Source organism: Baekduia sp., from assembly GCF_035685985.1.
Lineage (GTDB): Bacteria > Actinomycetota > Thermoleophilia > Solirubrobacterales > Solirubrobacteraceae > Baekduia.
On record NZ_DASRZV010000026.1, the window covers coordinates 32,895 to 59,128 of the forward strand.

Consider the following 26,234-nt stretch of genomic DNA (forward strand, 5'->3'; position numbering starts at 1 on the left):
CTCGCGGCGGCCCCGGCGCGTCGCCGTCGTTCTCCGGCCACCGCCCTTCCCTCCCACAAAGGACCCGCGCCTTCCATGCCCCGCCGTGCCCTGGCGACCTGTGCCGTCGCCCTGCTCGCCGCGCTGTCGCTGATCGCGACCTCCACCGCCACCGCCGCCCCGGTGGACCTCACGTCCGCCCCGCCCCTGCATTGGGGCTTCAAGGAGTCCTGGCGCAACTACGTCGGCCCGCCCGCCGCGTCCGGCGGCGCCGCCGTCGTCTCCGCCTCCGGCCCCTCCGGCCACCAGCTCGCCTGGGACTTCGCCTCCGGCACCTACGACGCGGACACGGGCACGACCGTCCTGCGCTACGCCGGCAGCGTCCACTGGACGAAGTACTTCTACCCCGACAACCCGGCGATCGCCGCGATCCCGCCCGGCTACGACGGGCCGCTGGACGTCTTCCTGCTCGACGTCACGGTGAGCGACCCGACGGTCACGATCGGGCCCGACGGCGCGACGGTCTCGGTGGTCGCACGCAGCCGCTCGCTGACCGACTGGAAGATGAAGGACTACGGGCGCCTGGACGTCGCCGAGCTCGACGTCGCGGGCGTCACGCCCACGGTCGCGGACGGGACGACCACGTGGCCGGCGATCCCGGCGTCGGTGACCGCCGACGCCGTGTCGGTGTTCAGCAGCAACTACCGCCAGGGCCAGGCGATCGACGCCGTGTCGCTCTCCTACGACGGCCCGGGCGGCGCGCCCGACCTCTCCGAGGACTTCGACGCCCCCGGCACGACGCCGCTGACGCTCGCCGCCGACGGGCTGACCGCGACCAACGCCTTCTACGCGATGCTGGCCGTCGACCCGGCCCGGAAGATCGCCTACTACCGGACCAAGGAGGTGCTCCCGGACCTCTCGTTCGAGTGGACCTACCAGGCCTTCGACCTCGCCACGCTGAAGCCGGTCGGGCCGCCGGTCACGGCGCCGGGCATCGACGGGCTCGGCGCGGCGGCGCTGACCGATCCCGACACCGGTCGGGTCTACCTGCGGTCGGTGACCGACCCGAGCATCGCCACCTGGATCCGCTACGACAGGGCCGCCGACCGCCTCGACACCGGCACGCTGACCACGCCGATCGCGACGACGGTCAACCAGCCGTTGGCCTGGGATCCGGTCGGCCACCGCGCCTGGGAGATCGCGCGCGTCGTCCCCGACGGCGTCGCGTCCAACGACTACTCCCACCACGTCTGGACGCTCTACACCTACAAGTACGACGAGGCCGCCGACGCGTGGACGCGCAAGGCCTACGTGTTGCCCGGTGTCCCGGGGATGAACCGGACGCTCTACAAGCGCCTCGGCGCGGTGGCGAGCGACGGCTCGTTCGTCGTGCCCGCCGACCGCCAGGCCCTCGACCCCGGCGCGACGGGCACGGCGCCCGCGACGATCGACGCCGCCGACCGGATCGTCCTCGACGACGCGGCCGGCACGGCCACCGCGACCCCGGTCGCCGGCCTCGCGGTGCCCAACGACACCACCTCGCTGATCGACTCCGTGCTGCCCGGCGTGGACGGCCGGGTCTGGGCGATCCACACCCACCGCGCCACCCGCCCGGGCTGGGTGCGGGAGATCGACGCCGGCGCCTCGGGCGGGCCGAAGGCCGCCGCCGAGGTCCCGCTGCCGGGCTTCGACGGCCTCCCGTTCGGCGCGGTCGATCCGACCGACGGCACGCTCTGGCTGGGCGGCGCCGCGTCGCAGCGCCTGCGGGCCGTGCGTGACGGCGAGGTCGTCGACGACCAGTTCTTCGACAAGCGCAACGCGCGCGGCGGATTCGTGTGGGTCGACGACGACCACACGGTCTACGCCCAGACCAGCGACGGCCTCCCGACCGGCATCGGCGACACGCCGGTCTTCGGCGTCGGGCGCTTCGCGCGCGTGGGCCTGTCGCCCGCCGTCGCCTCCGGCGCGCCCGGGGACGCGAGCGCGACGCTGGCCGCGGACGAGGACGCGCGGGACGTCACGCTCACGGCCCCGAGCGCCGAGGGCACGCCCGCGCCGACGCGCCGGTGGCAGGTCAAGGCGCCGGGCGCGACGCGCTTCAGGGACGTCCCGGGCGCCGACGGCGCGACGCTGACGGTGAGCGCCCGGCGCGGCGACGACGGCGCGCGCTACCGCGTCCTGTACGAGAACGCCGCGGGCCGCGCGGTGAGCGACGTCGCGACGCTGAGCGTCCGGTACGCGCCGCGCGTGACGTTCGACCCCGTCTCGCTGACGGTCGTCGCGGGCCGACCGGCGACGTTCCAGGTCCTGGCCGACGGCAACCCCGCCCCGACGATCACCTGGCAGCGGCGGGTCGGCGGGTTCTGGGTGGACGTCGACCCGACCGAGGACGACAACATCGTCGTCGACGGCGACACGCTGACGATCGCCAGGACCGACCGCGACCAGGACGGAGCGCGGTTCCGCGCGCGGATCGCCAACGCGGTGGCCACCGCCTCCACCAAGGCCGCCACGCTGACCGTCGCCGCCGCGACCGTGACGCCGCGGACGCTGACCGGCGTGCGGCTGGACTGGACCGGCTCGGACGAGATCCAGGCGCTCGCGCCCAACCGCCAGGCCAACTACCTGTCGGCGGGCGTGTCGGACGGGACCGAGGCCACCTATGCGGCCACCGCGCCCCACGTGCGCGTGCTGCAGGTCTCCTCCGACGGCGACGAGACGCCCGCGACGTGGGCGACGCGGGCCGCGCACACGACCTCGGGCGGGCAGCAGCTCGTCCGCCTGACCGGCGGAGCGGGCGCGATCGCCGCCGACGGCACCGCCACCGTCGCCTGGGCCGGGACGTTCTCGGTGAGCTTCTACGGCGGCCTGGTGCCGTTCACGGTCAAGAACCTCAAGTTGGTCGTGGCGCCCGACGGGTCCGGGACCCTGAAGGGCGACCTGTCGGGCTACGGCTCCTCGCAGGCCGACCCGGACGACCGGACGCCGGTGCCGACGGTGACGGGCGTCACGATCGCGACGTTCTCCGGCGCGCGCGTCGACCCCGACGGCGCGACGACGTCGATCGTCCCCGCCTACGCGGGCGTGACCGTCGACCTGCCGGCGGGCGCGGCCGCCCAGGACCGCACGACGCCGGGCTGGGGCGCGTGGCCGCAGTCGTTCGTCGACTTCCAGGTCAGGACCGGCCTGGCGCCGTACTGGTACTCGTCGGGCGGCGTGGCCGACGCGCGCAAGCCGCCGCACCCGTTCGCGGTGACGGTGACCGGCGCGGCCGACCCGGTCGAGGAGGAGCCACCGGCGCCGGTCGACCCGCCGCGCACCGACCCGGCGCCCCCGCCGGCCGGCGACGCGCCGACGCCGACGCCGACGCCGACGCCGATCGCCCCGCCGGCCAAGGCCAAGGCCACCGCCAAGCCCGGCTGGATCACGGTCCGGGCGGCCAAGCAGCGCGTGGCCGCCAGGACGCGCACGGCGACGCTGGCCACGCTGTCGTGCCCGAAGGGCGGCGCGGCCTGCGCGATCACGGCGCCCAAGACGGTCCGGGTCACGATCGCCGGCAGGGCCTACAACGCGACCGTCCTCGTCGCCAGGACGGCGAAGGCCGGCCGCGGCGCGACGCTGCGCGTGCGGCTCACCGCGACGGCGCTCAGGCGCCTGCACGGGCGCACGGCGACCGTGAAGGTCCGGACGACCATCGCCACCGGCGGCACGCGCGCCACGCGGACGGTCTCCGCCCGCGTGACCGCGTAGCGGCTCGGGCGCTCGCGTCGGCGAGGGACCTACTCGGTCTCGAGCAGGCGCGAGCGCAGCCGCAGCACGGCCTTCGTGTGCAGCTGCGAGATGCGCGACTCGGTGACGCCGAGGACCTCGCCGATCTCGCGCAGCGTCAGGTTCTCGTAGTAGTAGAGCGCGACGACGAGCTTCTCGCGCTCGGGCAGGCGGGCGATCGCGTCGGCGACGCGGTCCTTGAGGTCCGTCTGGTCCATCACCGCGGCCGGGTCCGGCGCGTTCTCGTCGGTGAGCGTGTCGAGCAGCGACACGGCGTCGCCGGACGAGTCCCCCACGGTCCACAGCTCGTCGAGCGCGGCGACCGTGGAGTTGGAGATCTGCAGCAGCGACTCCTGGAACTCCTCGATCGACACGTTCAGCTCGCGCGCCATCTCCTCGTCGGTGGGCGCGCGCTGCAGCTGGTGCTCGAGCTTGGTGTTGGCCTTCTCGATCTCGCGCGCCTTGGCGCGCACGGAGCGCGGCACCCAGTCCAGGGACCGCAGCTCGTCGATGATCGCCCCCTTGATGCGGGTGATCGCGTAGGTCTCGAACTTGATCTCGCGCTCGAGGTCGAAGCGCTCGATCGCGCTGATCAGGCCGACCAGGCCGTAGGAGATGAGGTCGGCCTCCTCGACGTGCGCCGGCAGGCCGGAGGCCATGCGGCCCGCGACGTACTTCACCAGCGGCGAGTAGGCGACGACCAGGCGCTCGCGCGCATGCACGTCGCCGGTCGCCTTGTAGCGGCGCCAGAGGTCCCGCAGCTCGATCGCCTTGACGTTGGTCTCCATCCGTGTTCCCCGCTCGCTCATGCCCTCGGATGCGCCCGTGCATACGCCGACTTGAGCCTGGCGGACTCTACACGGGTATAGATCTGCGTCGTGGAGATGCTGCTGTGGCCCAGCATCTCCTGGATCGCGCGGAGGTCCGCGCCGCCGTCCAGCAGGTGCGTCGCGAACGAGTGGCGCAGCGCGTGCGGGTGCGCGCCGCCCTGCAGCGCGGCGCGCTTGGACCAGACGCGCAGGCGCCTGCGGACGTCGCTCGTCGAGAGCCGCTTGCCCGACTTGGACACGAACAGCGCGGGCTGCGTCCGGTCGGTCTCCAGGGCGGGACGCGCGCGTTCCACGTAGCGCGCCAACGCGCGGACGGCGGCCTCGCCGACCGGGACGATCCGGGTCTTGCCGCCCTTGCCCTCGACGCGCACCTCCTCGGCGTCGAAGTCCATCGAGTGCACGTCGAGGTTGACGAGCTCCTCCGCGCGCAGGCCGCAGGCGTAGGCCAACTCGAAGATCGCGCGGTCGCGGACGTCCAGCGGCGTGATCTGCGGGATGCGGTCCAGCAGCGCGGCGACCTCGTCGGCCTTCAGCACGCGCGGCAGCTTCTGCGGCTTCTTCGGCGCCGGCACGAGGTCGGCCGGGTTGGCGGGCATCACGCCGTGCTCGCGCAGCGTCCGGTACAGCGCGCGCAGCGCGGCGAGCTTGCGGGCGACGGTCGCGGGGACGACGTCGCGCTCGCCGAGCGCCTGCGCGTAGCGGCGCAGGACGCGCGTGGTGACCTCGGTCGGCTCGAAGCCCTGGGTCGTGCACCAGAGCGCGAACTGCGAGCAGTCGAACCCGTAGGCGCGACGGGTGCGCTCGGCGGCGCCGCGGCGCACGAGGTCGGCCTCGAAGAGGCGCAGGGACTCGGTCCACGCCGGGCTCAGCGTGGGCCTATCCTCAGGAGGCGTGGGACTGTTCTTCATCGACACCAGCTCAGGTCAGGTCGCGACGCATCAGCAGCTGATCGACGCCGGCATCTCGCCCCGGCACGACGATCCGCCGCGCCCCTGGCACCGCGTCCGCGGCGACATCGACGCGTCGACCATGTGGTACGCGGTGCTGCGCAAGCGGACGCACGGGATCTTCATCGGCACGTTGGTTCTTCGCCATACGGACCGCCAGGCCTCCCTGCTGGGAGAGGGCTGGGAAGAGGTCCCGATCGACGACATCCGGGACGTCGACCTGACCGCGAGCTAGGCGGTCGCTCAAGCGATGTAGATCGGCGCGCCGACCGGCACGCGCGGGTAGAGGTCCTCCACGTCGGAGATCCTCATCCGCACGCAGCCGTGGGAGGCGGCGTGGCCGATCGTGCCGTACTCGGACGGGTCCACGCCGTGGATGCCCGCGCCGTTGAAGATGCCCAGCCAGCGCGCCTTCAGCGGGTTCTCCGCCGTGCCGCCGGGGACGACCGTGCCCTGCTGGTCCTTCGGGACCCAGTCGCTGTAGGGCATGGTCCAGGCGGGGTTCACGGCCTTGTTCTGGATGTGGTACAGGCCGGCGGGCGTGTCGCGGCCGACCGCGCCGATCGCCACGCTGTAGGTCTTGGCCAGCTTGAGGTCCTTGTAGAGCCGCAGCTGGAAGTGCTCGCGGTCGACGACGAGCATCGTCGCGGCCTGCTTGTCGATCTCGTCGCTGGAGACCTTCGGCTGGACGTGCTGGGTCTGCGCGCTGAAGCGGCGCTTGGTGTCCGGCGCGCCGAGCGCGGTCTTGATCTGCTTGTGCAGCGCGGTCGCCTGGACGGCGAGCCCGTCGTGCGACGGCGTCGTCTTCGGGCCCTGGAGCGTGTACTTGACGGTCGCGTTCATCGCCGGGCGGTCGATCGCGCGGCGGATGCGGTCGAGCATCCGGACGATCGCGGCGTCGGAGAACGTGACGTTGGGCTCCAGCCGCGTGTGGACCTTCTTGCCCGTGATCCCACGCCAGGTGCGCTGCAGGATGTTGCCCTCGCGGCTGCGCAGCATCGCCTCGTCGACCGTGGCCGTCAGGTTCGTGGCGACCTTGGCCTCCTTGGCCGACAGCGTCCAGCGCTTGGAGCCGTGGTCGACGACGACCGAGCGGTTGAGCGGATCGAGGATCCGCCGGCGCAGCTCGGCCTCCGCGGCGGAGCGCTTCATCCCGCCGACGTCCACCCCGCCGATCGTCACGCCCTTGGCGATCGTGTCCTTCCGAGCATGGTCGTAGGAGTAGGTGCCGAACGCGAGCGCGGCGAGGAGCACCACGATGGCGGCTCCGGCGATGAAGGGACGGGTGAGCAACGCTGACTGAAGGGAGGAAGGTCGTGCCAGGGTAGTGGGTCGACCAACCCGAGAAAAGCCCTGCAAGGAGCGGTGCCCACCGATTCAGGCGCCCCAGCGCGCATTTCGAGGTCAGCGCGCGGACATCTGAGGGTCGGCCAGAAGCCGGTCGATCCCGCGCAGGACGGTCGTGCGCGCCGCGTTGGCGGCCTCGTGCTCCCGCAGCACCTGGAGGTCGTCGTGGCTCAGCGACGGCAGGATCGCCAGGATCTCCCTGGCCGGCAGCGAGGCGTAGGGCGTCGTCGCGGGCGCGACCGCCGGGGCCGGCGCGGGCGCGGGCGTCCCGGGATCGTCCGAGCGCGCCCGGGGCGCGCTGTTGGACGGCCCCAGCTGCGGGCGCGCGTTGGCCTGGCGCACGCTCGGGCTGAAGCGCAGGAACTCCTCGACCGCCGACTCGTACCGGTAGGAGCTGCCCACCGCTCCGCGCAGGATCGGCTCCAGGCGCTGCTGCTCGCGCAGCTTCAGGATCGTCTCGCGCGTCGTGTGCTGGTAGACGAAGCCGGTCGCCTTGTAGCGGCGGTTGTCCAGCGCGCGGCCGAAGCGCAGCTGCGGCAGCATCTCGGCCTGGATCGGCAGGCCGGCGCGGCGCGCGACCGTCGTCGCCAGGCCCGTCCCCCACGGCGGCAGGATCGGCAGGTTGGCCTTGCCGAGCAGCCCGATGACCTCGCTGAGGACCAGCACGCCGTCGCCCGCGCAGTTGTAGGTGCCGTCGAGGTCGTACATGACCGCGTGCTGGAGGCAGTTGGCCATGTCCTCCTCGTGGATGAACTGCACGCGCGGGTCGAAGCCGAGGATCGTCGGGATCGCGACCTGGCCGAGGTAGCTCTGCCACGAGGTCCGCAGGTCCGGGCCCAGCGCGTTGGCGAAGCGCAGGACGGTGACCGTCACGTCCGGGTTCTTGTGGCGGAAGTCGCGGACGTTGGCCTCGGCCTCGCAGATGTCGCGCTCGATCGGCGTCGTCGGCGCGTGCGGGCGGCGCATGTCCTCGGTGAAGAACGCCGGGTCGTCCTGCTCGGCGCCGTAGTAGCGGGCGCTGGACTTGAACACCAACTTCCGCACCGGGCTGTCCGGCCCGCCCGCGGCGGCCAGCACGTTCATCGTGCCGATGACGTTGTTCTCGTGGGCGCGCGAGCGCGACGTGACGATCGAGTCGACGACCAGGCGCGTGTCGACGATCGTGTCGATCTCCGCCGCGTCGACGATCCGACGGATGAGCGAGTGCGCGTCGCTGACCTGGACGAACTCGGTGCGCTCCAGCGCGAGCTTGGGCGGTGTGCGGTCGATCCCGATGACGGTCTCGATCTCGGGGTCCCGCTCCAGGGCCTGGGCGAGGTGGGCGCCCCAGTAGGTGGAGAGCCCGGTGATGAGGATGCGGCGCGAGCGCATGCCGGGCTACCCGAACCACACGGACTTGCGCTTGCCGAGCATGTCCAGCAGCTCGTCCTGGATCGTCGCGCGGATGTCGTGCGCGATCGTCTGCACCAGCGCCTGGTCCTCCCACGGCTCGTCGACGCCGAGGTCGTCGGTCGGCACCGGCGGCAGGAAGCGGATCTTGAACTTCGCCGGCAGGTAGGCGGTCCCGAGCAGGCCGAAGTGCGGGAACAACGGCGTGACCGGGAAGTAGATGAGCCCGGTGAGCTTCTGCAGCGGCCGGATGTGGGCGAAGATCGGCTGCGCCTCCTCCGCGCCGACGACCGCGATCGGCACGATCGGCGCCTTGGCCCGCATCGCGGCCTCGACGAAGCCGCCGCGGCCGAAGCGGCGCAGGCGGTAGCGGTCCTTGTAGAGCTTCTCGGTGCCCTTGCGGCCCTCGGGGAAGACGAGCACGAGCTGCTGCTCGTCGTGCAGGAGGCGGTGGACGTTGGCCGGGTGCGCGGGCACGCCGCCGATCTTCGGGACGAGCATGCTCAGGCCCGGGTAGCCCTTGAAGAAGTTCTCGACGGTGAGGTGCAGCGGCCGCGGGTGCGGGTGCTCCTCCTTGATCGCCTTGGCGATCATCGGCGCGTCGGGCGGCAGCGCGCCGGAGTGATTGGAGACCAGCAGCGCGCCGCCGGTGTCGGGCACGTGCTCGATGCCCTCCACCTCGGTGCGGAACCACAGGTGGTAGTAGAAGTCGTAGAGCGTCTTGTCGATCAGGTTCTCGACGCGCTCGCTGCGGCCCCAGTCGGTGACCTGGCGCTCGGTCTCGATCGGCGCGAGGTAGGGACGCAGGTCGGGCTCGGGCGCGCGCTCGGCGATCGCGCCGCCACCGCCGCCGGCGGTGCCCGGCGCGGGCGCGTCGTCGACGAGCGCCAGGCGGTCGTCCTCGTCGATGCGCGCGGTCTCCCGCTCGCCCTGCGCCAGCGTGCTGCGCGATGTGTTGGCCATCCCGCCGGGGATTGTCCCAGGCGGGGGCCCGCTAAGCGATGCTGGTCTTCTTGGCGCTCAACAGCGGTGAGAGCTTGGCGCTCAGCTGCTCCCAGTCCTTGGCGCAGACGACGTCCTCGATCTCGCACACGTCGGCGTTCCACGGGTGGTGGATCGTCGCGACGCGGATGCCGCGCTCCAGCGCCTTCTCGATGTTCTTGGGGCTGTCGTCGATCAGCAGGTCGATGTTGATCTCGGCGCAGCGGGTGACCTTGTCGTCGGAGCAGTACAGCTCGTCGAACGTCAGCCCGATCTCGTTCAGCCAGCGCTCGGTCGCCTCGTGCGCGCGCTGGGCGCGGTGCGAGGTGATGTGGATGAAGTGGCCGTCGGCGGCCCACGCGTTGACGGTCTCGACGGCGCCCGGGTACGGGCGGCCGGCCAGGATCGCCGCGTCGGCGTGGGTCTCGTCGATGACGCAGCGGAGCTGCTCGGGCTTCAGCCGGGTGATTCCCCAGTCGAACTGCTCCTCGTAGGGCAGCTCGATGCCGAAGCGGCGCTGGGCGGCGTCCGAGAGGACGTCCCAGTAGTGGTGCAGGGTGGAGTCGATGTCGATGGCGATGCGCATGGTGAGACCGGGATGCGCCATCTGGCCGTCTCCTCCCGCGGTGCGACGGCGCTCCGCCACGTATCGTAGAGCCATGTCGAACGTGGTGATGCCGGATCGGCAGACGTTGGCCCTCGACGTGTACGGCCCGGTGGGTCGCAGCCCGTGGCTGGACGTCGACTGGCGCCGGCATCAACGCTGGGTCGAGGTCGCCGGACGTCCCGTGAACGTCATCGACATCGGCCCCGGGGCCGACGCCGGAGCGAGCCGCGGCACGATCGTCTGGATCCACGGGCTGTCGGGGTCCTGGCAGAACTGGCTGGAGAACCTGCCGGTGCTGGCGGCCGCGGGCTGGCGCTGCGTGGCGCTGGACCTACCGGGCTTCGGCGCCTCCCCCATGCCCGCCGAGCGCATCTCGATCACCGGCTACGCGGCCGTGGTGGACGAGCTGCTGCGGGTGTTGGGCGTCTCGCGCGCGGTCGTGGTCGGCAACTCGATGGGCGGGTTCGTCGGGGCGGAGATCGCGCTGCGGTTCCCGACCTGGGTCGACCGGCTGGTGCTGGTGAGCGCCGCCGGGCTGACGATCGAGTCCCAGCGCAACCTCTACTACGTGGCGCGCGCCACCGGGCGGATCACCGCGATGTCGGCGGGGTGGCTGGCGTCGAAGTCGGACTTCCTCGCCCGCCGCGTCCGGTCCCGACGCACCCTGCTGTCGATCGTCGCCGCGCACCCCTCGCGCCTGCCCGCACCGCTGGTCTCCGAGCAGCTGAAGGGCTCCGGCAAGCCCGGCTTCGTGCCCGCGATGGACGCGCTGACCTCCTACCCGATCCGCGACCGGCTGTCGCGGATCGAGGCCCCCACGCTGATCGTATGGGGCGACAAGGACCCGCTGGTGCCGGTGCGCGACGCGTGGGAGTTCGGGAAGCTCATCCCGAACTCGCGCGTGGTGGTCTACGAGGACACCGGCCACGTGGCGATGCTCGAGCGCCCCGAGGCGTTCAACGCGCTGATGGCGGAGTTCCTGGAGGACTAGGCGCCGGGGGCACGGGCTGCCGCGCCGGCGCTGCCCGCGCGCCGCCGCCGTTACGACGTCGTCGTGCGCTGCTCGCGCGCGAGGCGGCGCAGGCGGGACTGCTCCCACTGCGTGAGCCGCCACAGGTCGCGGCGGACCTGCTTGGGGTCGACCTGGCGGCCGGGCAGGTGCATGTTGGCCTGGCCGACGAGGTGGCGCTCGTCGCCGGTCAAGGCCATCCACTTGGCCAGCGCGTCGTCGGAGTCCGGCAGGCGCGCGGAGCCGTAGGGCCGCGTCTCGTCCGGGAAGGCCACGCAGTACTCGGCGAGCAGCTCGCGGGTCTGCGGCAGGTAGGCGACGATCGGCTTGTGCGGGTAGATGATGTACGCGTACGGCGCGCCCGCGCGCGTGGCCTGCGTGCCGCCCTGGCCCGGCCCGCCGGACAGGCCGCCCCAGACCCGGATGAAGCCGAGCTCGCGGTACATGTCCCACTCCTCGTCGTTGACGCAGGAGCGCAGGAGCCGGCGGGCGCGCTGCTCGGCGCGGCGCTCGCGGCCGGGGTCGTAGACGTCGACCGGGACGCGGGCGCGGCGCGCCTTGTGACGCTCGTAGCCCTCGGCGACCCGCGGGGCCGCGACCTCCCACAACAGCGCCACGATGACGATCAAGGTGGCGCTGAGGGCGAGCAGCATCGCGGGTGGCTCCTACCGCCCGCCGGCCGCGCGCGGGAAGAAGATCACGCGATCGGCGTCGCGCGGGACGTCCTCGAAGGCCTTGACCATCCGGGCCTCGCGACGACCGGCCGACGACATGACCGGGACCGCGGCCCACATGCCCTCGTCCAGCTGGCGGCGGAACTCGTCCAGCAGCAGCTGCTCCTCGGCGGCGACGTCGACGTCGCCTTCGGCCAGGAGGACCTCGCCATGACCGGGCTTCATGCGCAGGAACCTCACGGTCGGGATTATGGCAAAGGGATCGCCCTCCGGGGCCGTGTGCCGATGCCGATGTGCCCGGTTTGGCGGGAGCCTGACGTCCTGGGCCTGCACACACCCCGGGCGGGCACCGGCGGGCGTCCTTGCGGGCGAATGGCGGGGTGCTGACGATCGGCCGATGTCGGCGTCGGCGAAGGGCCCGGTCGTCGGGTCGGTGGCGCTCCCCGGGGCGGTCGCCGTCTCCCCGCGGAAGATCCTCGCGCCGCTGGCGCTCGCGCAGTTCATCTGCAGCTTCGCGGGCTCCAACATGAACGTGATGATCAACGACATCAGCGCCGATCTGAACACGACGGTCAAAGGCGTCCAGACCACGATCACGCTGTTCCTGTTGGTGATGGCGGTGCTGATGATCCCGTGCTCGAAGCTGACGGATCGGTGGGGCCGCAAGCGCTGCTTCCTCGGCGGGCTGATCCTGTACGGGATCGGCGCGCTGCTGAGCGCGATCGCGCCCGGGCTCGGCGTGCTGATCGTCGGCAACGCGTTCCTCGAAGGCGTCGGGACCGCGTTCCTGATCCCGCCGGTCTACATCCTCACGACGCTGGCGTTCCGCGACACGGCCTCGCGCGCGAAGGCGTTCGGGGCGATCAGCGGCCTGGGCGGAATCGGCGCCGCGGCCGGGCCGCTGATCGGCGGGCTGATCGCCAGCGCGATCGACTGGCGCGCGGCGTTCGTCTTCCAGGCGCTGGTGGTCGCGGTGATCGTCCTGCTCAGCCGCGACCTCCACGACCCGCTGCCCGCCGATCCCGAGCGGCCGTTCGACGCGGTCGGCGCCGCGCTCTCGGCGGCCGGGATGCTCTGCTTGGTGCTGGGGATCCTGCAGGCCGACGTCGACCTCGCGCTGATGCTCGCGCTGGTCGCCGTCGGCGCCGTGTTGTTGGGGTTGTTCTTCGGGCACGTGCGGCGGACCGAGCGCGCGGGGCGCGAGCCGCTGCTGTCGACCGGGCTGTTCCGCAATCGCGTGTCGAACCTCGGCCTGGCGACCCAGAACCTGCAGTGGCTGCTGTTGATGGGCGTGTCGTTCGTGGTCGCCGTGTTCCTGCAGACCGTGCGCGGCTTCGACCCGGTCCAGACCGGCGTCGTGTTCACCGCGGCCACCGCCGGGATCCTGGCCTCCTCGCTGGGCGCCGAGCGCTTCGCCCAGCGCCGCGCGCAGAAGACCCTGGTGATGACGGGCTTCGCGATCACGACGGTCGGGATCGGCCTGCTGTTGGCGCTGGTCGGCGCCTCGTCTCGGGTCGTCGCCTTCGGCCCGGGCCTGCTGCTGATCGGCATCGGCCTGGGCGGGATGCTGACGCCGTCGGTCAACGTCGTGCAGTCCGCGTTCCCGGAGGCGCTCCAGGGCGAGATCTCCGGCCTGTCGCGCAGCGTGTCCAACTTGGGGTCCTCGTTCGGGACCGCGATCGCGGGGACGATCCTCGTATCCGACCTCGGGACCGGGAACGACGCTTACGTGGTGGCCATGGTGGTCCTGGCCATGGTGGGGCTGGCGGGGCTGGTCGTGGCGACGCGGCTGCCGGGCGGGAAGCCGGGCGCGGTGGCGGCGGTGGCGGCCTGCGAGGCCCCGTAGCCCGCGGGCGGGCTGCTCCGCGCGAGACGCCGCGCCGAGACGGTCCGCGGTCGGCCCACTCCCCGCGCGACGCCGCGCCGAGACGGCCCGCTCCCCGCGCGACGCCGCGCCAAGACGACCCGCGGTCGGACTACTCCCCGCGAGACGCCGCGCCGAGGCGGCCCGCGTTCGGCACGGCGTGGACGTCCCCGTGGCCGACGCCGAGGACGTTGACGGGCCCGGCGCCGTGGCCGAGGTCGCGCAGGCCCAGGCGGACGGCCTCGGCGGCGATCGAGCGGGCGGCGTGCGCGGCTTCGACGAGGTCGAAGCCGAGCGCGAGGTGGGCGGCGAGCGCCGAGGAGTGCGTGCAGCCGGAGCCGTGGGCGGCGCCGTCGGGATGGCGCTCGCCGGGAATCTCCACGGCGGTGCCGTCGAGCGTCAGCAGGACGTCGGTCGCCTCCGCGCGATGGCCGCCGGTGACGACGACGGCGTTGGCCCCCGCCGCGCGGACGGCCTCGGCCAGCGGCGCGCCGTCGAGCTCGGCGGCCGCGCCACCGCCCGCGAGCACGCGCGCCTCCGGGACGTTCGGCGTGACGACCGTCACCCGCGGCAGCAGCAGATCCAGCAGCGCGCGCTCGGCGTCGGTCGGCAGCAGGCGCGCGCCGGACTCCGCGATCATCACCGGATCCAGCACGATCGGCGTCCCGTCGGGCAGCGCGTCCAACGCGGCCGCGACCGCCTCGATCACCGCCGCGCCGCCGACCATCCCGATCTTCACCGCGCCGAGCGTGAAGTCCGAGGCCACGGCCTCGATCTGCGCGACGACCATCTCCGGAGCGACCGGATCCACCCGCGTGACGGCGATCGTGTTCTGCGCGGTGATCGCCGTGATCGCCGTCGTGCCGTGCACGCCGCAGCGGGCGAAGGCCTTCAGGTCGGCCTGGATCCCCGCACCACCGCCGGAGTCCGAGCCGGCGATCGAGAGGCAGACGGGAACGCGCGGAGAGATCGTGGCCATCGGCGGCGATGCTAGGCGACGCGACGCCCAGCGCGCACGTTGGCTGGGCGGATCGGGCGGTCCCGCGGACGCGGGCGGCGCTCGCGTCGGAGGATCGAACGCGAGCCAGCGCCGCGAGCTTATCCGTCTCGACCCAAGGCCCCACCAGGGCCGGAGGTCGAGACGCATCGCCGGACGGCCCGACCCGGGACCGCAGGACGGTGGCCTTGGTCGAGACCTGGCCACTCCACCCGCCGTTCGCGTTCGTTTCGACGCGGCGTCCACGCGCGCGCTCGATACGCGGTGGCGTGGCGGAGATCCGGTCGCGTCAGAGCATCCCCGCCCGCGTCGTCCGCGCCACCCGACCGCCCGGCATCCGACGGATGAGGCCCAGAAGCTCGAGCTCCATGAGGCCCGCGGTGACGATCGACGCGCCGGCCGCGTCGGGCGTCAGCGCCGACACCGTGTCCTGACCGTCCTCGACCGCGGCCAGCAGCGCGGCCAACTCCGGCTCCAGCGTGGCGGGCGGCAGCGTCCGCTCGGACTCGGCGCGGCGCAGGGCCTCATGCGCGGCGGCGATGCCGAGCGTGAGCTCGAGCGCGTCGGCGGCGTCACGGACCAGCGTGGCGCCGTCGCGCAGCAGCGCGTTGGTCCCGCGCGAGCGCCAGCTCAGCACCGGGCCGGGGACCGCCCCGACATCACGCCCCAGCTCCAGCGCCAGGTCGGCGGTGATCAGCGACCCGGAGCGCTCTGCGGCCTCGACCACGATCGTCGCGGGCGCCAGGCCCGCGATGATCCGGTTGCGTGCCGGGAAGTTCCAGCGGAACGCCCGGAAGCGCGGTGGCATCTCCGAGACGATCGCGCCGCCCGACGCGACGATCGCGTCATACAACCCGGCCTTGCTCGCCGGATAGGGCACGTCCGCGCCGCCCGCCAGCACGGCGATCGTGCCGCCGCCAGCCTCCAGCGCGCCCTCGTGGGCGGCCGAGTCGACCCCCAGCGCCAGGCCCGAGACCACCGTGACCCCGGCCGAAGCCAGCCCGCGTCCCAGCGCCTTGGCGATCTCCACCCCCTCGACCGAGGCGCGCCGCGTCCCGACGATCGAGGCGACCGGCTGCGGCGTCCCGAGCGGACGATCGGCACCGAGCAGCGCGCTCAGCCGCGCCCGCCCCGCTTCCCCGCCCCGGACGAACAGCGCGTGCGGCGCGGAGCGGTCGTCGGCCAGCCCCTCCGGGTAGTCGGCGGTGTGGCGGCACAGCACCTCGAGCTCCGTGTCCGCAGCGGCGATCAGCAGCTCGAACGGGTCGAACGCGGCCAGCCGCTCGCGCAGCGCCCGCTCATCCGTCCGCCCCGACGCGGCCGCCAGCAGCGCCGCGTCGCTCAGCGCGAGCACGTCGCGGATCGGGCGCCGCCGCTTGTGGGCGACCTCCAGGCCGCCGGCGACCAGCGCCAGCAGCCGGGCTCGGCGCAGGCACGTCGGACAGGCGACGCCCGGCGGCGACGTCGCGGCGCCGCTCATGCCGCGCCCTCCTCAGGCGCGTCGCCGAGCCCCTGACGCAGCCTGAGCGCCTCGAGCAGATGGTCGGTCGAGATCTTCTCGGCGTCCTCCAGGTCGGCGATCGTCCGCGCGACGCGCAGGACGCGATCGTGGCCGCGCGGGCTGAGCGTCCCGCGATCGTAGGCGCGACGCAGGACCGCGGCGCCGCGCGGCGCCAGCGCGATCAGCGAGCGGACGTGCGTCGCGGTCAGCTGCGCGTTGCAGCGCGCGCCGGTGCCCGCGAGCCGCACGCCCTGCCGCTCGCGCGCGGCGACGACCTGCGCCCGCACCTCGTCGCTGCGCGCCGCCGGCGGCCCCTCGAAGTCCGAGGGCGACGGGCGCTGGACGTCGACCAGCAGGTCCAACCGGTCCAACAACGGCCCCGACAGGCGCCGCTGGTACTTCATCATGTCGGCCTCGCCGCAGCGGCAGCGCGGCGTACCCGCATGACCGCACGGGCACGGGTTGGTCGAGGCGACCACCATCACTTGCGCCGGGAAGACCGCGCGGCGCTGACCGCGGACGATCGCGACACGCCCGTCCTCCAGCGGCTGGCGCAGTGCCTCCAGCGACGACCGCGGGAACTCCGCCAGCTCGTCGAGGAACAGCACGCCATGATGGGCCAGCGTGACCTCGCCGGGCTGCGGATAGCTGCCGCCACCGACCAGGCCTGACGCCGACACCGTGTGGTGGGGAGCGCGAAACGGCCGCTCGGACACGAGCCCCTCGCCCGGCCGCATGCCGGCCACGCCCTGGATGCGCGTGACCTCGATCGCCTCGGCTCGCGACAGCGGCGGCAGGATCGACGGCAGGCGCTGGGCGAGCATCGTCTTGCCGGTGCCGGGCGGGCCCGCCAGCAGCAGGTTGTGCCCACCGGCCGCGGCGATCGTCAGCGCGCGCAGCGGCCCGCCGTGGCCCCGCACGTCGGCGAGATCCAGCGCTCCCACGGCACCCGCACCACCCTCCTCGGCCGCCGGCGCCACCGCTCCTGTGCTCTCGCCCCGCAGGATCGCCACCACCTCGGCGAGGCCCTCCGCGCCGTGCACGGCGACCTCCTCGACCAGCCCCGCCTCACGCGCGTTGCGCGCGGGCAGCACCAGGCCGGTCAGCCCCGCGGCCATCACGCCCTCGGCCACGGCCAGCGCGCCGCGACACGGCCGCAGCTCCCCGCCCAGCGCCAGCTCGCCGAACACCGCCGTCCGCTCCAGCACCGCGAGCGGCAACTGCTCGCTGGCGGTGAGGATCCCGCAGGCGATCGCCAGGTCGAAGCCCGGCCCTTCCTTGCGCAGCGACGCGGGCGCCAGGTTGACGGTGATCCTCCGTGCCGGGAACGTGAAGCCGGAGTTGAGCACCGCGGAGCGCACGCGCTCGCGGGCCTCTCGGACCGCCCGGTCGCCGAGGCCGACGATCGCGAAGCCCGGCAGCCCGGGTCTGATGTCCACCTCGACGGTGACGCGCCGGCTCTCGACGCCGTCGATGGCGAACGTGATGACGTGGGCGAGCATGGGCGCCGACGCTACGTCGGCACCTGCGCCGGATCAGCGCGCGCCGGTTGCGAAACGGCGTCAGCGCCGCGGCTTCTTCGCCGCCGGGCGCGAACGCACCACGGTCACGCGCACGGCCGCGCCCTTGGCGACCTTCAGCTTCAGCGTCGTCCGGCGTGGCCCCAAGGACACCGCCTTGGTGCACGGCGCGGTCTCCTCGGCGGCCGGCTTCGCCAGGCACGCCCACGCGCGCAGCTTGCCCTTCGGCGCGCGCTTGGCCCGGGTCAGCGTGATCTTCACCGTGCGATCGCGAGCGGCGGCCGCTGCCGCCCGCGCCACGCCGCCCGTCGACGACCCCACGGTCGCCGACGCCAACGCCACGCCGCTGGACGTCCGCAGCGTCGCGGTCCCGCCGCGCGCCGCGAACGACGACGTGGCCGCGGTCGCCGAGTGCACCGGCCCGAGCCACGCGCTCGCCCACGCGACCGTCGTCCCGCCCGGGCCCGTCGCGGTCTCCGAGCCGCGGATGAGCGCGCCCGCGTCGGCGTCGGTCAACACGTAAGACCCGGCTCCACCGGTCGTCAGCGAGGTGCAGCGGGGGTTGCAGCGCCAGAACTCCAGCACCTTGGACGTGATCTCCGTCGACCCGTTCCACGAGCCCGGCGTCAAGGTGATGGTCTTGCCGACATCGGCGCGTCCGACGCCGGTCAACCGCGGCGAGACCATCAGCCCCGGCTTGGCGGGGACGATCGGCACGGTCACCGGCGTCGCGACGCTGATCGATCCATCCGGGTTGGTCGCGCTCTGGACGACGCGCATGCGCGCCCGCGCGTCGGCGGGCTGCAACCGGTAGGACTGCACGCGCGCGCCCGCGATGTCCACGCAGTTGGTCCCGTCGGGATCGCAGCGCTGCCACTGGTAGGCGTAGTTGGTGTCCTGCGTCGTGCGCCAGACCCCGCGCCGCACCTGCAGCGTCTGCGGCACCTGGAGCGTCCCGATGATGTCGCCGAGCGTCACCAGCTCCGGCAGCACCTTCGCGACAACCGCGGTCGGAGCCGACGTCACCGTCGTCGTCCCCTCCGTGTTGCCCGCGGTCACGGCGGCCACGATCGTATGGCCGGTGTCGACCGCGGTCAGCACGTAGTTGGCGCGCGTCGCGTTGAGGATGTCGGCGCAGTTGGAGACGCCGTCGGCGTCGCAGCGCTGCCACTGGTAGGCGAACGACGTCGGGTCGTTCTGCCAGACCCCGCGCGACACCTGGAGGTTCTGGGTGCGCGCCGCGGTGCCGGTGACCAGCGGCGCGGCGACGATCGACGGCAGCGGCTGGTCGGCGACCACCGCGGCCGCGCTGTCGGCGGTGGCCGCCTGGCCCCACGACGTCGCGTACTCGCGCAGGACGATGGCACGGTCCTTGTCGGCGACCACGACCTTGTAGTCCGGGCGGGTCGCGCCGGGGATGTCGGTGCAGTTGGAGCCGTCGGGGTCGCAGCGCCGCCACTGGAAGCGCTCGCTGTTGGTGGGGACGCTCCACACGCCCGCGGTGGCCCGCAGGGTCTGGGCAACCTGGACGAGCCCGCCGATCGTCGGCGGCAGCCTGTTGATCAGCGCCCGGCCCTGGATGTCGGCGGTCAGGTCGGAGGTGACGACCGTCGAGGCGCCGGGGATCGTGCCCGTGACGCGCACGGCGATCGTGTGCCCGACGTCGGCGCCCGCCAGGGTGTGGGTCTTGCCGGTGCCGATCGTCGAGCAGCCGCCGATGGTCGTCGCGCCCGCCGGGCAGCGCAGCCACTGGTAGGTCAGCGTGGTCGAGGCCGGCGTCCACGTGCCGCCGTCGATCGTCAGGACGTTGGTGTCCTCCAACGTTCCTGAGGGCGCGTCGATCGTCGTCGGCGCGACGGGCGGCGCGACCACCGCGACGGTCGCGGCGCTGTAGCCGTCTCCGTCCCCGTCGGTGTTGGTCGCGGTGACCTTCGCGCGGACCTGGGCGCCCTCGTCGGCGGCGGTCAAGGCGTAGGACTGCGCGTTGGCGCCCGAGATGTCGGTGAACACACCCGCGACCTTGCGCTGCCACTGGTAGGCGTAGCTCGACGCGGCCGGGTTCCAGCTGCCGGTGGTCGTCGTCAGCGTCTCGCCGACGCGGGCCTTGCCGGTGACGACCGGCGCGGTCTGGCTGGCCGGGGTCGCGGCGGCGACCGTGGCGGTCGGCGCCGAGTAGGCGGTGGCGTAGCCGTCGACGTTGGTGGCCTTGACCGCGACGCGCAGGATCGTCCCGACGTCGCCGGCGACCATGGTGTAGGTCATGGCCGTCGCGCCGCCGATGTCGGCCCAGCCGGAGCCGTCGTCGCGTTGCCACTGGTAGGTCAGCGACGAGCCCGCGGGCGACCAGAGGCCACCGGAGGCGGTCAGCGTGAACGTGCGCTTGGCGGTGCCCGCGATGCCGGGCGAGCCGAGGTTGACCGGCGGATCGGCGGCGACGTTGGCGGTCGCCGCGCTGGTCGCGGTCGTGGTGCCGAAGGCGTTGGTGGCGGTGACGACGACCTGCAGCGCGGCACCGATGTCGCCACCGGTCGCGACGTAGGAGGTGCCGTTGGCGCCGGCGATGTCGGCGAAGCCGGAGCCGTTGTCGCGCTGCCACTGGAAGGTGTAGGACGTGGCCGACGGCTTCCACGAGCCGGGCGTGACCGCCAGTGCCGCGCCGCGCTTGGGCGTGCCGCTGACGGATGGTGCGCTGGCGTTGACCGGCTTGCCGGAGCTGATCGGGCCGACGCCGGCGGTCGCGATCGTGGTCGCGTCGTAGGGGTTGGTCGCGGTGACCTGCGCGCGCAGCGTCGCCCCCACGTCGGCCGGGACCGTCGTGTAGGAGGAGGACGTCGCGCCGCTGATGTCGGCGTAGCCCGAGCCGTCGTCGCGCTGCCATCGGAAGCTGTAGGACGTGCCGGCCGGCGACCACGCGCCGCGCGTGGCGCTCAGGACGTTGCCGCCGACGGCGCTACCCGAGACCGTGGGCGCGATCGTGTTGACCGGCGTGGCGGGGATGACCGGACCGATCGCCGAGGTGTCGATCGCGCCCGAGCCCGAGGCGTTGGACGCGAGGACATGCACGCGGATCGTGTTGCCCTCGTCGGCCGGGGTCAGCGTGTAGCTCGTGGCGGTCGCGCCGCCGATGTCGACGAAGCCCGTGCCGTCGTCGCGCTGCCACTGGTAGGCGACCGCGGTGGCCGACGGGCTCCACGAGCCGGAGTTGACGATCAGCGTCGTGCCGCGCACGGCCTCGCCGGAGATGACCGGGGCCGCGAGCGAGACCGGCGGCCCGCTGGTCAGCGCGGCGAAGTCGGAGGTGAAGGACGTGGTGAGCGCCGCACTCGCGATGCCCGCAGGCGTCAGCGCCGCCGCGACGCACAGGGCGGCGGCGAGCAGGCAGCGCAGAAGGGCACCGGAAGTCCTCGGCACCTCCCTTGCAACGGCACGCGCGCGCGAGGACCGCAGCGTTCTGGACGCATGTCGGGCGTTAGGCGGGGGCGGCATCAGGTCTGGATGACGACGTGCGTGGAGGGCCCGAGCCGGAGGTGGTCGCCGTCGCCGATCCTCGCCGCGGTTGCGACGGGCCGATCGTTGACGCGGGTGCCGTGGGTGGAGGCGAGGTCGACGATGAGCCAGGTCTCGTCGTCGAGGCGGTGCAGGACGGCGTGGCGGCGGGAGACGGTGGGATCGGCGAAGCGGATCCGGGCCGCGCGGGAGCGGCCGAGCAGGAGCTGGGTTCCGGGTGGGGCCAGGGAGGGCGACGGCAGGACGAGCACCGCGACATCGTGAGCCCTCCTGGCCCTCAACCGCCGGTGCCTCATGGCTTCTGGAACGGTTCCGCGCGCGTTTCGTGACGATCGTGTCTGGGGTCGTCACGGGTGGCGGCGCAGCATCAACGGCGTGCCGAAGACCGACCCACGACATCACCTCGGGCGCCTGGGCGAGCGCCTGGCCGCCGAGCATCTGGAGCGACGTGGCTGCTCGATCGTCGCCCGCAACCATCGGACGCGCCACGGCGAGATCGACCTCATCGCCGTCGATGGCGACGCCCTGGTCTTCGTCGAGGTCAAGACCCGGCGCGGCCGCGGCGAGCCGTGGGACGCGCTGCACGACGCCAAGCGCGTCCAGGTCCGCCGCATGGCGATGGCCTATCTCGCCGACGGTCCGGCTGACCGGCCGCGCACGTCGCTGCTGCGCTTCGACGCAATCGGCGTGGTCGTCGACGCGCGTGGCCGCCTCACGCGCCTGGACCATCTGGAAGGGGCGTTCTAGGGCATGCTGACGCGAGCCTCGTCGCGGCTGGGCCAGCGCTCAGTCGATCCCGAGCAGCACCTGGAACCGGGCACGCTCGGTGTGGTGGCGCCACAGGAGGTCGGCGACGTCGGCGGGCTCGTGATCCTCGCCGGGCGCGATGCGGCCGCCGATGGCGGTGTGGGCGACGTGGATGCCATGGTCGCGCAGCTCGTCGTGGAGCATGCGGGCGTAGGCGACCTCGCCGGCGAACGAGATGCCGACACCGGCACGCAGCGGGTAGGGGTTGATCGCCGCGCCGCCGGTCGTGAAGAGGATCGTGCCGCGACCGGCGTCGAGCATCGGCGGGAGGACCGCACGCGCGGCGGCGACGGCGCCGAGGACGCTGAACTCCAGTGGGCCGCGGACGTCGTCGACGGTCGTCTCGAGGATCGGCTTCATGGACTCCTTGGCGGGCAGCGGCGAGTACTCCAGCACCTCGACGGGCCCGAGTCGCTTGGCCAGCGCCCCGATCGCGACCGCCAGCCCGTCGGCGTCGCGGATGTCGGCGGGCTCGACGTCGGCGGTCAGGCCCTCGGCGCGCAACTCGCCGGCCAGCGTCTCCAGCTTGGCCCGGTCGCGCGAGATGAGGCCGACGGCCATTCCCTCGCCCCCGAAGCGACGGGCGACCGCGGCGCCGAGGTTCGGACCGGCTCCGACGATGACGATGGACATGGGGTAGATCCTCCCAAGATGCAGATCACCCGAAACTCACTCGACACGGCCAAGGCCCGTCCGACTGGTTCAGCTCCATGATGCACATCGCCATGCAGGAGGCCGACGACAGCGGGTCGCCGGTCACCTGGGGACGCCACGTGACCGACGCGGAGACGGCGCGGGGGGCGCGGCAGGACGCTGAGCAGCGGGCCAACGGCCGCGAATGGAGGCTGAACGGCACAACGGGTACGAGCGGAGGCCGCGACACGCGAACGGAGGCCGCGACGCCTGGGCGGCGCCGGGGAACCCCAACGCTGGGAACCCCAACGGCGGCGTGCGGCTCGAGGCTCAGGGCCCGCCGCTACCGCGACAGCGACTCGTACGCCGCCGACTGGAACGACATGCGGTGCAGCGGCGAGACGCCCTGGCGGGCGATCGCCTCGCGGTGCTCGGGCGTGGAGTAGCCGACGTGCGTCGCGAACTCCCAGCCCGGATGCACGGCGTCGGCCCGACGCATGAAGCGGTCGCGCGTGACCTTCGCGATGATCGACGCGGCGGCGATGGCGGCGGACTTCGCGTCGCCGTCGACGATGGCGCGGCGGTCGTGGCCGTCCATGTCCCCCACGGCGAAGCCGTCGGACAGCAGGATGATGTCGCCCGGCCCGCCCTCGGCGACCTTGAGCAGCGACTCGCGCAGCGCCGCGATGTTCGTCTTGTGCAGCCCGCGGCGGTCGATCCCGCCGGCGCTGCGCGAGGTCACGACGACCTTGGTCGCGATCCGCATCACCACCGGGTAGAGCTCCTCGCGCGTCTCCTCGGTGTGCTGCTTGGAGTCGTTGAGCTTGCCCAGCGCGCGGACCTCGCGCGGCCCGAGGCGCTCGTAGTCGAAGAGCACCGCCGCGGCGACCAGTGGCCCGGCCAGGCAGCCGCGGCCGGCCTCGTCGGCGCCCGCGACCCAGCGGTACCCCAGCTTGCGATCGTGCTGGAAGAGCCGCCGACCGCCCTTGGTCTTCGGCTTGCGCTTGGCGGCGGTGCGCGGCTTCTGCGGCGCGGCCTCCTCCACCACGCCGGCCAGCTCGTCGGCGAGGTTCATCGAGCCAGTGGGCGGCGGCCCACTAGAGGAGCCCGATGCGCTTGGGCGGCCAGTAGGTCGCGAAGGCGCCGCCGATGATCCACTTGCGTGGGACGGGACCCCAGAACCGGCTGTCGTCGGACTCGCCACGGTTGTCACCCATCATGAACCAGTGGTTGGCCGGAATGGTGATCGGGCGCGGGAAGTCGCAGCCGGAGCCGCCCTCGGCGCAGGGACGCGTGAAGTCATCCTTCTGCCGCTTGCCGTTGACGTAGGCGTGGCCGCCCTTGATGTACAGCGTGTCGCCCGGGCCGGCCACGACGCGCTTGATGAAGTTCACGTTCGCCCGCTGCGCCGTCGGCTTGTCGCACGCCTGGTCGGGCTTCTTGTTGCTGTCGCCGCAGGTGTTGGAGTCGCTGCCCGCCGGCGGGTGGAACACCACGATCTCGCCGACCTCGGGCTTGTTGAAGCGGTTGCCCAGGCGGTTGACGAGGACGCGCTGGCCGACCTTGAGCGTCGGCACCATCGACTCGCTCGGGATGCGGTACGGCTTGACCAGGAAGGCCTGGATGCCGAGCGCGAGCCCGAGCGCCACGACGACGATCACGACCAGCTCGAGGAACGAGCTGCCGGCCGACTTCTCCTTCTTGGCCCCGCCGGCGGCGGCGCTCATCGGCCTACTTGTCGTCGGAGCCGGCGTCCGCCTCGGCCGAGGCCTCAGCCTCGGCGGCGGCACCGTCGTCGGTCGCCTCGGCCGCCGGGGCGTCCGGCGTCTCGACGACCTCCGTGACCGTCTCCTCCGCCGTGACGCCCTCGGCGTCGACGGCGCCCTCGCTGGCGGCCGCCTCGGCCTCCAGCTCGGCGGCCGGGTCGTGCAGCAGGCCGGCCTCGACGACCTCCTCCGGCCCGATGTAGCGGCGCTCGCGGACGCGGGCGGCCTTGCCGACGCGGTCGCGGAGGTAGTACAGCTTGGCGCGACGGACGTCACCGCGGGCGGCGACCTCGATCTTCTCGATCTTCGGCGAGTGCACGGGGAACGTGCGCTCCACGCCGACGCCGAACGACTGCTTGCGGACCGTGAAGGTCTCGCGGACACCGTGGCCCTGGCGCTTGATCACCACGCCCTCGAAGACCTGCGTACGGCGACGCGTGCCCTCGATGACCTGGAAGTGGACACGGACGCGATCGCCCGCCTGGAAGCGGGGGACGCGGCGCAGCTGGGCGCGCTCGAGGGAGTCGATGACGGTGCTCATGGCGAAGAGAGGGGCGACAGGCGCAGAGCGGAATCCCCGCGCGTCGGCCGAATGATGGTAGCGAAGGCGGCGCGGCCTCGCGGAGCGGCCGCAAGGGCGCGGCGGTTCGAGCCCGGCGGGCGACGACGGACCGCGATGCGGGTCACTGCGAACGTCGATGCGACGTCGGGAGTGACCCGGATCGCCGGGGATCGCCCCGGATCGCCCGGACCGCCGGGAGCGGCGCGCGCTACCCGGCGGACATCGGCCCGAACGGATCGGGCCCGGAGGGGCGCGGAGCGTCGTCGTCGTCCGACATGGACCCGAAGACGTCGACCCCGCGTCGCCGCGTGGTGTCCGCCTGCGGGTCCAGCGGGCGGGCGGTCGGCCCGACCGCGCCGCGCTCGGCGGAGCGCATGCGGCGCCAGGTGTGGATCTCCTCGTGGTGGCCGCTGAGCAGCACCGGCGGGACCTTCCAGCCGCGGTACTCGGCGGGACGGGTGTAGTGCGGGTACTCGGGGTCGCCGCCGAGCGCCTGGGAGAACGACTCCTCCAGCGCGCTCTCGGAGTGCCCGAGCGCGCCGGGCAGCTTGCGCAGGACCGCGTCCATGACGACCATCGCGGCCAGCTCGCCGCCGCTGAGCACGAACCGGCCCACGCTCACGGCGTCGCTGGCGAAGTGCTGGACGATGCGCTCGTCGAAGCCCTCGTAGCGCCCGCACAGCAGCGTGATCGCGGACTCGCCGGCCAGCTCGTCGACGAAGTGGTCGTCGAGCATGCGGCCGCCGGGCGTCAGCGCGATCACGCGCCGCTCGCGGCGCAGGTCGACGGGATCCTGGTTGTAGATCCCGCGCAGCGCCTTGTCCATGACGTCGACGCGCAGGACCATCCCGGCGCCGCCGCCGAAGGGCGTGTCGTCGACCTGGCCGCCGCTCAGCGGCGTCCAGTCGCGCGGGTTGAACGCCCGCAGCTCATGGCCGCGCTGCACGGCGTTGCGCACGTGGCGCTGGGTCTGGAACCAGTCGAACCACTCGGGGAAGAGCGTGACGACGTCGAGCTGCATGGCTAGGCGGTCTCCCCCAGGAACGCCAGGTTCACGTCGATGACCTTGGCCTCGACGTCGACAGTCCGCACGGCGTCGGAGATCAGCGGCACGAGCAGCGCCTGGGCGGGCCGGCCGGGATCGGCGTCCGGCCGCTGGACCTCCAGCAGCTCGCACGACGGGTACGGCAGCAGCTTCGCCACGACGCCGACGCGCTCGTCGCCGTCGACCACGCGGCAGCCCACGAGGTCCTCGGCCAGCCACTCGTCCTCCTCCAGCGGCGGCGCGGCCGCGCGCGGGACGAAGAGGTCGGTGCCGCGCAGGGCCTCGGCGGCCTCGCGCGTGCCGATGCCCGGCAGGCGCAGGATCGGCGCGGCCGGCGTGCCGGAGCGGCGCAGGATCTCCAGCGGCTCGTCCTTGACGATGACCCGCTGGGCCGCCTCCAGCACCCGCTCGCGCGGCTGCGTGACGTGGAACGACCCGTCGAGTCCGTGCGGGCGCCCTACGCGCCCGACGGACAGAAGCTCGTCGGAGGCCACCGCGACC

Annotated in this window: 24 protein-coding genes; 5 read left to right on the forward strand and 19 right to left on the reverse strand. The window is 73.3% G+C overall.

Features of this window, described 5'->3' with window-relative positions; translation table 11 throughout:
• Positions 1 to 75: 75 nt before the first annotated feature.
• The gene (locus tag VFG42_RS17065; protein WP_324909970.1) at positions 76 to 3,729 is read left to right on the forward strand and encodes an HtaA domain-containing protein; all 3,654 of its coding nucleotides are present in this window, start codon (positions 76 to 78) and stop codon (positions 3,727 to 3,729) included.
• A gap of 29 nt (positions 3,730 to 3,758) precedes the next feature.
• Here the strand turns inward: VFG42_RS17065 and whiG are convergent, their stop codons facing one another.
• A complete protein-coding gene (gene whiG / locus VFG42_RS17070; RefSeq protein ID WP_324909971.1) occupies positions 3,759 to 4,556 on the reverse strand; it encodes an RNA polymerase sigma factor WhiG in 798 nt (265 codons plus the stop codon).
• Positions 4,553 to 5,485 carry a tyrosine recombinase gene (locus VFG42_RS17075; RefSeq protein WP_324909972.1) on the reverse strand — a complete coding sequence of 311 codons (933 nt, stop codon included), beginning with the start codon at positions 5,483 to 5,485 and terminating at the stop codon, positions 4,553 to 4,555. The genes whiG and VFG42_RS17075 overlap by 4 nt, the downstream gene beginning before the upstream one ends.
• Here VFG42_RS17075 and VFG42_RS17080 point away from each other — a divergent pair.
• The gene (locus VFG42_RS17080) at positions 5,469 to 5,759 is read left to right on the forward strand and encodes a hypothetical protein (protein ID WP_324909973.1); all 291 of its coding nucleotides are present in this window, start codon (positions 5,469 to 5,471) and stop codon (positions 5,757 to 5,759) included. The two genes, VFG42_RS17075 and VFG42_RS17080, sit on opposite strands and share 17 nt — an antisense overlap.
• Positions 5,760 to 5,767: 8 nt before the next feature.
• Here VFG42_RS17080 and VFG42_RS17085 read toward each other — a convergent pair whose 3' ends face one another.
• The 4 genes from VFG42_RS17085 to VFG42_RS17100 form a co-directional block, all read right to left on the reverse strand.
• Positions 5,768 to 6,817: a L,D-transpeptidase/peptidoglycan binding protein gene (locus VFG42_RS17085; protein WP_324909974.1), complete on the reverse strand. Its 1,050-nt coding sequence runs from the start codon at positions 6,815 to 6,817 to the stop codon at positions 5,768 to 5,770.
• 111 nt (positions 6,818 to 6,928) lie between these two features.
• Positions 6,929 to 8,242, reverse strand: coding sequence for an NAD-dependent epimerase/dehydratase family protein (locus VFG42_RS17090; protein WP_324909975.1), 1,314 nt, complete (start codon positions 8,240 to 8,242; stop codon positions 6,929 to 6,931).
• 6 nt (positions 8,243 to 8,248) lie between these two features.
• On the reverse strand, positions 8,249 to 9,223 hold the full coding sequence (locus tag VFG42_RS17095) for a lysophospholipid acyltransferase family protein (RefSeq protein WP_324909976.1): 975 nt from the start codon (positions 9,221 to 9,223) through the stop codon (positions 8,249 to 8,251).
• 31 nt (positions 9,224 to 9,254) lie between these two features.
• Positions 9,255 to 9,848, reverse strand: a complete 594-nt coding sequence (locus VFG42_RS17100) for a 5' nucleotidase, NT5C type (RefSeq protein WP_324909977.1) — start codon at positions 9,846 to 9,848, stop codon at positions 9,255 to 9,257.
• Positions 9,849 to 9,900: 52 nt separating this feature from the next.
• Between VFG42_RS17100 and VFG42_RS17105 the strand changes: the two genes are divergently transcribed.
• Positions 9,901 to 10,839 carry an alpha/beta hydrolase gene (locus tag VFG42_RS17105; protein WP_324909978.1) on the forward strand — a complete coding sequence of 313 codons (939 nt, stop codon included), beginning with the start codon at positions 9,901 to 9,903 and terminating at the stop codon, positions 10,837 to 10,839.
• Between the two features lie 50 nt (positions 10,840 to 10,889).
• Here VFG42_RS17105 and VFG42_RS17110 read toward each other — a convergent pair whose 3' ends face one another.
• Both VFG42_RS17110 and VFG42_RS17115 read right to left on the reverse strand, forming a co-directional pair.
• Positions 10,890 to 11,510: a hypothetical protein gene (locus VFG42_RS17110; protein ID WP_324909979.1), complete on the reverse strand. Its 621-nt coding sequence runs from the start codon at positions 11,508 to 11,510 to the stop codon at positions 10,890 to 10,892.
• Positions 11,511 to 11,522: 12 nt separating this feature from the next.
• On the reverse strand, positions 11,523 to 11,756 hold the full coding sequence (locus VFG42_RS17115; protein WP_324909980.1) for a hypothetical protein: 234 nt from the start codon (positions 11,754 to 11,756) through the stop codon (positions 11,523 to 11,525).
• Between the two features lie 172 nt (positions 11,757 to 11,928).
• Here VFG42_RS17115 and VFG42_RS17120 point away from each other — a divergent pair, with 172 nt between their 5' ends.
• Positions 11,929 to 13,377 (forward strand): MFS transporter, encoded by a 1,449-nt coding sequence (locus tag VFG42_RS17120; protein ID WP_324909981.1) that lies wholly within the window; start codon positions 11,929 to 11,931, stop codon positions 13,375 to 13,377.
• 130 nt (positions 13,378 to 13,507) lie between these two features.
• Here the strand turns inward: VFG42_RS17120 and thiD are convergent, their stop codons facing one another.
• From thiD to VFG42_RS17145, 5 genes are all read right to left on the reverse strand, one after another.
• On the reverse strand, positions 13,508 to 14,374 hold the full coding sequence (thiD, locus tag VFG42_RS17125) for a bifunctional hydroxymethylpyrimidine kinase/phosphomethylpyrimidine kinase (RefSeq protein WP_324909982.1): 867 nt from the start codon (positions 14,372 to 14,374) through the stop codon (positions 13,508 to 13,510).
• A gap of 307 nt (positions 14,375 to 14,681) precedes the next feature.
• A complete protein-coding gene (gene dprA, locus VFG42_RS17130; RefSeq protein WP_324909983.1) occupies positions 14,682 to 15,872 on the reverse strand; it encodes a DNA-processing protein DprA in 1,191 nt (396 codons plus the stop codon).
• The gene (locus VFG42_RS17135; protein ID WP_324909984.1) at positions 15,869 to 17,395 is read right to left on the reverse strand and encodes a YifB family Mg chelatase-like AAA ATPase; all 1,527 of its coding nucleotides are present in this window, start codon (positions 17,393 to 17,395) and stop codon (positions 15,869 to 15,871) included. The genes dprA and VFG42_RS17135 overlap by 4 nt, the downstream gene beginning before the upstream one ends.
• 60 nt (positions 17,396 to 17,455) lie before the next feature.
• Positions 17,456 to 20,824, reverse strand: coding sequence for a hypothetical protein (locus VFG42_RS17140; RefSeq protein ID WP_324909985.1), 3,369 nt, complete (start codon positions 20,822 to 20,824; stop codon positions 17,456 to 17,458).
• A 74-nt stretch (positions 20,825 to 20,898) separates the two neighbouring features.
• The gene (locus VFG42_RS17145; protein WP_324909986.1) at positions 20,899 to 21,171 is read right to left on the reverse strand and encodes an FHA domain-containing protein; all 273 of its coding nucleotides are present in this window, start codon (positions 21,169 to 21,171) and stop codon (positions 20,899 to 20,901) included.
• A gap of 124 nt (positions 21,172 to 21,295) precedes the next feature.
• Between VFG42_RS17145 and VFG42_RS17150 the strand changes: the two genes are divergently transcribed.
• Complete coding sequence (locus VFG42_RS17150) at positions 21,296 to 21,667, forward strand: YraN family protein (protein ID WP_324909987.1); 372 nt, start codon at positions 21,296 to 21,298, stop codon at positions 21,665 to 21,667.
• 39 nt (positions 21,668 to 21,706) lie between these two features.
• Here VFG42_RS17150 and VFG42_RS17155 read toward each other — a convergent pair whose 3' ends face one another.
• The 6 genes from VFG42_RS17155 to rimM form a co-directional block, all read right to left on the reverse strand.
• The gene (locus VFG42_RS17155; protein ID WP_324909988.1) at positions 21,707 to 22,360 is read right to left on the reverse strand and encodes an SDR family NAD(P)-dependent oxidoreductase; all 654 of its coding nucleotides are present in this window, start codon (positions 22,358 to 22,360) and stop codon (positions 21,707 to 21,709) included.
• A gap of 343 nt (positions 22,361 to 22,703) precedes the next feature.
• Entirely contained in the window at positions 22,704 to 23,435 is a 732-nt protein-coding gene (locus VFG42_RS17160; RefSeq protein ID WP_324909989.1) for a ribonuclease HII, read from the reverse strand.
• 22 nt (positions 23,436 to 23,457) lie between these two features.
• Positions 23,458 to 24,087: a signal peptidase I gene (gene lepB, locus VFG42_RS17165; RefSeq protein ID WP_324909990.1), complete on the reverse strand. Its 630-nt coding sequence runs from the start codon at positions 24,085 to 24,087 to the stop codon at positions 23,458 to 23,460.
• A 4-nt stretch (positions 24,088 to 24,091) separates the two neighbouring features.
• Positions 24,092 to 24,667 (reverse strand): 50S ribosomal protein L19, encoded by a 576-nt coding sequence (rplS, locus tag VFG42_RS27450; protein WP_349260430.1) that lies wholly within the window; start codon positions 24,665 to 24,667, stop codon positions 24,092 to 24,094.
• A gap of 229 nt (positions 24,668 to 24,896) precedes the next feature.
• Entirely contained in the window at positions 24,897 to 25,709 is an 813-nt protein-coding gene (gene trmD / locus VFG42_RS17175; protein WP_324909991.1) for a tRNA (guanosine(37)-N1)-methyltransferase TrmD, read from the reverse strand.
• Positions 25,710 to 25,711: 2 nt separating this feature from the next.
• Positions 25,712 to 26,227, reverse strand: a complete 516-nt coding sequence (rimM, locus tag VFG42_RS17180; RefSeq protein ID WP_324909992.1) for a ribosome maturation factor RimM — start codon at positions 26,225 to 26,227, stop codon at positions 25,712 to 25,714.
• Positions 26,228 to 26,234: the final 7 nt, after the last annotated feature.

What these genes read in the sequence shown, in the direction of transcription:
- VFG42_RS17100 (WP_324909977.1), bottom strand. Translation starts at nt 9,848, where the DNA reads ATGGCGCATCCCGGTCTCACCATGCGCATCGCCATCGACATCGACTCC.
- VFG42_RS17120 (WP_324909981.1), top strand. Translation starts at nt 11,929, where the DNA reads ATGTCGGCGTCGGCGAAGGGCCCGGTCGTCGGGTCGGTGGCGCTCCCC.
- dprA (WP_324909983.1), bottom strand. Translation starts at nt 15,872, where the DNA reads ATGAGCGGCGCCGCGACGTCGCCGCCGGGCGTCGCCTGTCCGACGTGC.
- VFG42_RS17110 (WP_324909979.1), bottom strand. Translation starts at nt 11,510, where the DNA reads ATGCTGCTCGCCCTCAGCGCCACCTTGATCGTCATCGTGGCGCTGTTG.
- VFG42_RS17160 (WP_324909989.1), bottom strand. Translation starts at nt 23,435, where the DNA reads ATGAACCTCGCCGACGAGCTGGCCGGCGTGGTGGAGGAGGCCGCGCCG.
- VFG42_RS17115 (WP_324909980.1), bottom strand. Translation starts at nt 11,756, where the DNA reads ATGAAGCCCGGTCATGGCGAGGTCCTCCTGGCCGAAGGCGACGTCGAC.
- VFG42_RS17090 (WP_324909975.1), bottom strand. Translation starts at nt 8,242, where the DNA reads ATGCGCTCGCGCCGCATCCTCATCACCGGGCTCTCCACCTACTGGGGC.
- rplS (WP_349260430.1), bottom strand. Translation starts at nt 24,667, where the DNA reads ATGAGCACCGTCATCGACTCCCTCGAGCGCGCCCAGCTGCGCCGCGTC.
- lepB (WP_324909990.1), bottom strand. Translation starts at nt 24,087, where the DNA reads ATGAGCGCCGCCGCCGGCGGGGCCAAGAAGGAGAAGTCGGCCGGCAGC.
- thiD (WP_324909982.1), bottom strand. Translation starts at nt 14,374, where the DNA reads ATGGCCACGATCTCTCCGCGCGTTCCCGTCTGCCTCTCGATCGCCGGC.
- trmD (WP_324909991.1), bottom strand. Translation starts at nt 25,709, where the DNA reads ATGCAGCTCGACGTCGTCACGCTCTTCCCCGAGTGGTTCGACTGGTTC.
- VFG42_RS17155 (WP_324909988.1), bottom strand. Translation starts at nt 22,360, where the DNA reads ATGTCCATCGTCATCGTCGGAGCCGGTCCGAACCTCGGCGCCGCGGTC.
- VFG42_RS17105 (WP_324909978.1), top strand. Translation starts at nt 9,901, where the DNA reads ATGTCGAACGTGGTGATGCCGGATCGGCAGACGTTGGCCCTCGACGTG.
- VFG42_RS17065 (WP_324909970.1), top strand. Translation starts at nt 76, where the DNA reads ATGCCCCGCCGTGCCCTGGCGACCTGTGCCGTCGCCCTGCTCGCCGCG.
- VFG42_RS17095 (WP_324909976.1), bottom strand. Translation starts at nt 9,223, where the DNA reads ATGGCCAACACATCGCGCAGCACGCTGGCGCAGGGCGAGCGGGAGACC.
- VFG42_RS17135 (WP_324909984.1), bottom strand. Translation starts at nt 17,395, where the DNA reads ATGCTCGCCCACGTCATCACGTTCGCCATCGACGGCGTCGAGAGCCGG.
- whiG (WP_324909971.1), bottom strand. Translation starts at nt 4,556, where the DNA reads ATGAGCGAGCGGGGAACACGGATGGAGACCAACGTCAAGGCGATCGAG.
- VFG42_RS17075 (WP_324909972.1), bottom strand. Translation starts at nt 5,485, where the DNA reads ATGAAGAACAGTCCCACGCCTCCTGAGGATAGGCCCACGCTGAGCCCG.